Raw genomic sequence first — 5,395 nt, 5'->3', positions numbered from 1 at the left:
AGAGGCCAACTCCGCAGCATCCGGGATAGAAACCGGCTCGCCTATAACCTTATATTGAACCACGCCGCTAAAGGTATCCATCAGCCGGGATTTTATCAGCGTTATGGCAAGGTGCGTGATGTCAATGCCGATCCATCGCCTACCAAGTTTCTGTGCGACAGCAATCGTTGTTCCGCATCCGCAGAAGGGGTCAAGGACTACATCGCCGGGGTTGCTACTTGTGGATATGATCCGCTCAAGCAACGATTCTGGCTTTTGTGTTGGATAACCTAATCTTTCCTTGGCTTGCCCTGCAATCATTGGTATATTCCAGTAGTCGCACATGGCTACGCCAGGGGATTTTTCTTTGGTTGGCCTAATAAGAATTTTACCTGATTCACCGACAATATGTTCTATTTTCATGCCGCCCTTGATTCTTTTTTTAGTTTGCTCTGTGAAATCCTCGTAAAGTTGGTTCCATATGACTTTTTTTGATTTGCTATACCGAAGTATTACATCATGCATCTGTTGAAAATTATCTTGCTTTGAAGGCCAGCGTTTATAGCACCATATGATTTCATTTCGAAAGCTCTCCACCCCGAACACTGCATCCATAAGCAGTTTCAGGTAATGACTCGCTGTCGGGTCGCAATGGAGATAAATACTCCCCGTTGATTTAAGAACACGCCGCAATTCTATTAGTCGCGGGGCCATCATCACGAGATAGGCGAGCATGTCGCAGGGGCCGAGAAATGTGCGGAATGCCCGCATAACATCGGAAACGCGCCCGCCGGTGGTCACCAGGTCGGAAAAGACGACTTCATCCTCCTGATTCCATGTCCAGGTATCTTCAAACGCAAGTATCTGCGACGCGGCCCGGCTGCCGTCCTGTTCTTTGAAAAGGACGTTGTAGTTCTGATTGCTCTTGAAGGGCGGGTCGAGGTACACGAGGTCAACGGAATCCGAGTCGATGTGCTGCCTCAGAACATCCAGGTTGTCGCCGTAATAGAGCGTATTATCCATTTCCACCAGCTTTCATATCCTGTAAGGTTCAGACATTCTTTCCTTGCCTCGGCCCATTCTCATGCAGTATATATGTATATATAGAATGCATCAATTCCGGTAGACAGGATATGAAACGGTTTCATCGTTCCCGCGAAGCGGCAACAAGTTCGGCATGATACGTGTCATCCTGAACTCGTTTCAGGATCTAATTGGGCGAAACGGTGAGGTATTCTTATGAAATTCTTCCGCTTTTCAATCGTCATTTTCGGCATTGCCCTTCTCGCTGCATTTTTGCCCGGTGTTGATTCCTTAAAAAAGTCGGAGGATTTTTTTGCCGGATCATTCAAACAGCCTGAATTTCAGGAATCCTATCGCAAAAATCTGAAGGTTGTTGAATCCGGGAATCGCTTTCTCAAGGTCGGGCAGCTCGGGTTTTCCATTCTGATAACGGGTATATTTCACCCCGATGTCCAAGCCATAGGCGCCGAACCATGACCCGGGATTTTCGGTCGCCCCGGTATTGACCCGCCACCGTGCGGCAAGCGAGGCGAACTGGCCGCTCAGCTTGGAGACCCGGAATGAGGTGATACTCTGGTTGTCTATCAGATTGCCATTGTAGATCCAAGATGTACTTCGAATGCCATAATCGGCCTGGCACACTCCTGCACATGCATAAACCGAATGAATGTTTGCGATATTCTGTTTCAAAACCCTCATGGGAAGTTCATATCTTACTCCGATCCATGAGGAGCCATTATAGGTTCCTTTGTCGGGATTAAGGATATAATCGTTTCCGTAGTAGAGAGAATCGGCATACGGCCTCCCTCCGCGTCCGAAACCCACTCCCCCCTGAATGGCCAGCCCATTAAAGAGGCGATAGGCACCGGTAATCATTGCTGAACCATAGTTCCCGGAAGTCCATTGAGGCGCTTTGTACTCCTGCGAATAACTGCCCCCAATGCCTATCTCGAATCTAGGTCCATAGTCGATCGTGTCTTCCGCTGCCGCCCCGCCCGTAAAAAAAAACAGCATGAAGATACTTGAACACAACCCCGGTATAGAGGACGTGGTAAGCTTTTTCATAATTTTTCCTGCCGAAAAAGGCATGAATCCTCCCTAATGTAGAAAAAAAATCACAATTTTGCCAAATATACTAGTGTGTCGGGGTAAAATGTTATTTAAATAATTATCAAGGTTTCTTCATTGAAAGACCAAAGTTCCCCTCGGGAATTACTGGCCATTCCCCAGATATTTGAATCAATTTTTTGTAACTCTTTATGATGCTTATCGTTCCACGAGAATATATTTATGAAAATATTCTTAGGTTCAAGTCTTCTTGAAGGACGAATCCCCCCTGTCCTTCGGACATCCCCCCTTATTAAGGGGGGAATCATGTTGGCAGGCAGCTTTTACCCCCTTAATAAGGGGGTCGCCGCTTTATGCGGCGGGGGGATTTTGTTTTTAAAACGCTCCCGTTCTTTTAGATCCTGAAACGAGTTCAGGATGACACGTGTCATGCCGAACTTGTTGCCGCTTCGCGGGAACGATGCAAGCGCAGCGCATCATTTAACAACCGTTTCGGCATCTATATAGAATAACCAACATTGTTTAATGTATTTTAAAAAAAGGAAGCTTTCTTTTGCTCCCTTTTTTTCGTTAATTTGTTTCTTTTAGGAAAGGAAAACTCTTGTGTTAAAGATGGTTGATATAAAAAACATATCCGGCCTGACGGAATCAGAAGCTTTATACCGTTTGAAAAATGAAGGATATAATGAGCTTCCTTCCTCGGAGAAGCGCGACACGTTCGCCATTGCTCTGGAAGTGGTTCGGGAACCGATGTTTCTGCTCCTGGTTGCCTGCGGAACCATATACCTCACATTGGGCGACATCCAGGAAGCCTTGCTCCTTCTCGGTTTTGTTTTCGTGATAATGGGCATCACCCTCTACCAGGAGCGGAAAACGGAGCGCGCTCTAGACGCACTCCGCGATCTTTCCAGCCCCCGCGCGCTGGTAATTCGTGACGGCAGGGAGAAACGCATCGCCGGTCGCGAGGTGGCACGGGGAGATATCCTGGTCCTTTGCGAGGGCGACCGGGTTCCGGCTGATGCGGTGGTGCTTGCCGGAATGAATCTCCTGGCGGATGAGTCACTCCTGACCGGCGAGTCGGTGCCGGTGCGCAAAGCTCCCGCTGAAAACCAGATGGGAATGGGCAGCCCCGGTGGGGATGATCTGCCGTTCGTGTATTCCGGGACTATGATCGTGCAGGGTCAGGGCATCGCCGAAGCGCTGGCAACCGGCATTCACACCGAGCTTGGAAAAATCGGGAAAGCCCTGAAGGCGGTGGAGCCGGAAGAAACAAGACTGCAAAAGGAAACCCGGCGATTGGTAAGGACTCTTGCTGTCGTCGGTCTCCTCCTCTGTATTCTGGTGGTAGTTGTTTTCGGGTTGACCTGGGGGCGCTGGTTACAGGGATTCCTGGCGGGTCTGACCCTGGCCATGGCGGTTCTTCCCGAAGAGTTTCCCGTAGTGCTCACCGTGTTTCTGGCTCTTGGTGCATGGCGCATTTCGCTGAAACGGGTTCTTACCCGCCGCGTTCCTGCGGTGGAGACTCTCGGTTCCGCCACCGTACTCTGCGTGGACAAGACCGGCACCCTGACACTCAACACCATGTCGGTAGGGAAAATGTACGCCGCCGAACGGTTTTTCGAAGTAAAAGACTCCCTGCAATCTCCATTGCCGGAAACATTCCATGAACTGCTCGAATTCGGAGTGCTTGCCAGCCAGATCGATCCGTTCGATCCCATGGAAAAGGCCATCAAGGGGGTAGGGGAAGGGTATCTGGCCCGTACGGAGCACATTCACCGTGACTGGACCCTGGTCCAGGAGTATCCCCTGTCAAAAAAATTACTTTCCCTATCACGGGTATGGAAATCGCCTGCCGGAAACGACTATGTTGTCGCCGCCAAAGGCGCGCCGGAAGCCATCGCCGATCTCTGTCATTTCTCAACGGATCAGACCGGGGAGCTTTCCAGGCATATCGGAAGCATGGCCGATGAAGGTTTGCGGGTTCTGGGGGTAGCGAAAGCACACTTCCATTTCGCAAACCTGCCCGATGAACAGCATGATTTTACCTTCGAGTTCCTGGGACTGATCGGTCTGGTCGACCCGGTCAGGCCTTTCGTACCGCAGGCGATACAGGAATGTTATTCCGCCGGTATACGGGTAGTGATGATTACCGGGGACTATCCGGGAACCGCCCGTAACATAGCCCGTCAGATCGGTCTGGCGCCCCATGATACCATGATCACCGGGCCGGAGCTGAATGCGATGGATGATAAGGAACTTGAGCGGCTCATCCGGGAGGTCAATATCTTTGCACGGGTGGTGCCGGAGCAAAAACTGCGCATTGTCAACGCCCTCAAAGCAAACGGGGAGATTGTGGCCATGACCGGGGACGGTGTGAATGACGCCCCGGCTTTGAAATCCGCGCATATCGGCATAGCTATGGGGGGCAGGGGGACCGATGTGGCCCGTGAATCTGCGGACCTGGTTCTTCTGGACGATGACTTTTCTTCCATTGTCCAGGCGATAAGACTGGGCCGCCGGATTTTCGACAACATCAAAAAGGCGGTGTCTTACATCTTTGCCATCCATGTGCCGATTGCAGGGATGTCTCTCATTCCGGTACTTTTACAATGGCCGCTCGTACTTCTGCCGGTGCATATCGTTTTTTTGGAGCTGATTATCGATCCGGCCTGCTCGATTGTCTTTGAGGCGGAACATGAGGAAACGGATGTTATGAAAAAGCCTCCCCGCAAACCCGAGGATCGCCTTTTCAGCCGGAGCACCCTGTTTATCAGCATTCTCCAGGGTATCAGTGTGCTGGCAATCGTGGCGGCGGTTTATGCCGTCTCGCTCTATCGGGGGCAGGGGGAAAACGAAGCCCGAGCCCTGAGTTTCGTCACTCTGATCGTGGCCAACCTGGGCCTGATAGTGACCAACCGCTCCTGGACAAGAACCTTTCTCGAAACCCTTCGTTCTCCGAATACCGCCCAGTGGTGGGTTTTCGGCGGAGCGGCGGTGTTTTTGGGATTGGCGCTTTCTGTTCCCTTCCTCATGGAGCTTTTCCGGTTTAATGTGCTGCATTTCAACGATATATTGATCTGTCTGGGCGCAGGGTCCATCAGTATTGCATGGTTCGAGCTGATGAAGGCTGTCCATTCCCGCAGAATAGCAGTAACTAACCCGGATTATTCATAAAAAAAAGATTTTCTTGCTGTAAACCTCAAAACTACAGCCCCCTAAATCCCCCAAAGGGGGACTTAAAAGACTGCAATACAAGGCTTAATCGGTTTTTCAAATAAGTTACACTTTCGCATTTTCATCTTTACCACGAAAAGTCCCCCCTCGG

3 protein-coding genes are annotated in these 5,395 nt (G+C 50.5%); 1 reads left to right on the top strand and 2 read right to left on the bottom strand.

The window, feature by feature from the left end:
• Nucleotides 1–1,002: site-specific DNA-methyltransferase (locus Q8O92_07515; protein MDP2983160.1), on the bottom strand; the 1,002-nt coding region annotated here is incomplete at its 3' end.
• Nucleotides 1,003–1,323: 321 nt separating this feature from the next.
• Nucleotides 1,324–2,091: a hypothetical protein gene (locus Q8O92_07510; GenBank protein ID MDP2983159.1), complete on the bottom strand. Its 768-nt coding sequence runs from the start codon at nt 2,089–2,091 to the stop codon at nt 1,324–1,326.
• A gap of 591 nt (nt 2,092–2,682) precedes the next feature.
• Here Q8O92_07510 and Q8O92_07505 point away from each other — a divergent pair.
• Nucleotides 2,683–5,244 (top strand): cation-translocating P-type ATPase, encoded by a 2,562-nt coding sequence (locus tag Q8O92_07505; GenBank protein ID MDP2983158.1) that lies wholly within the window; start codon nt 2,683–2,685, stop codon nt 5,242–5,244.
• Nucleotides 5,245–5,395: the final 151 nt, after the last annotated feature.

This window comes from Candidatus Latescibacter sp. (genome assembly GCA_030692375.1).
Classification (GTDB): domain Bacteria; phylum Latescibacterota; class Latescibacteria; order Latescibacterales; family Latescibacteraceae; genus JAUYCD01.
Note: the sequence above shows the minus strand (reverse complement) of the source record. Positions and strands in the feature narration are given on the sequence as shown.

What these genes read in the sequence shown, in the direction of transcription:
- Q8O92_07510 (MDP2983159.1), bottom strand. Translation starts at nt 2,091, where the DNA reads ATGCCTTTTTCGGCAGGAAAAATTATGAAAAAGCTTACCACGTCCTCT.
- Q8O92_07505 (MDP2983158.1), top strand. Translation starts at nt 2,683, where the DNA reads ATGGTTGATATAAAAAACATATCCGGCCTGACGGAATCAGAAGCTTTA.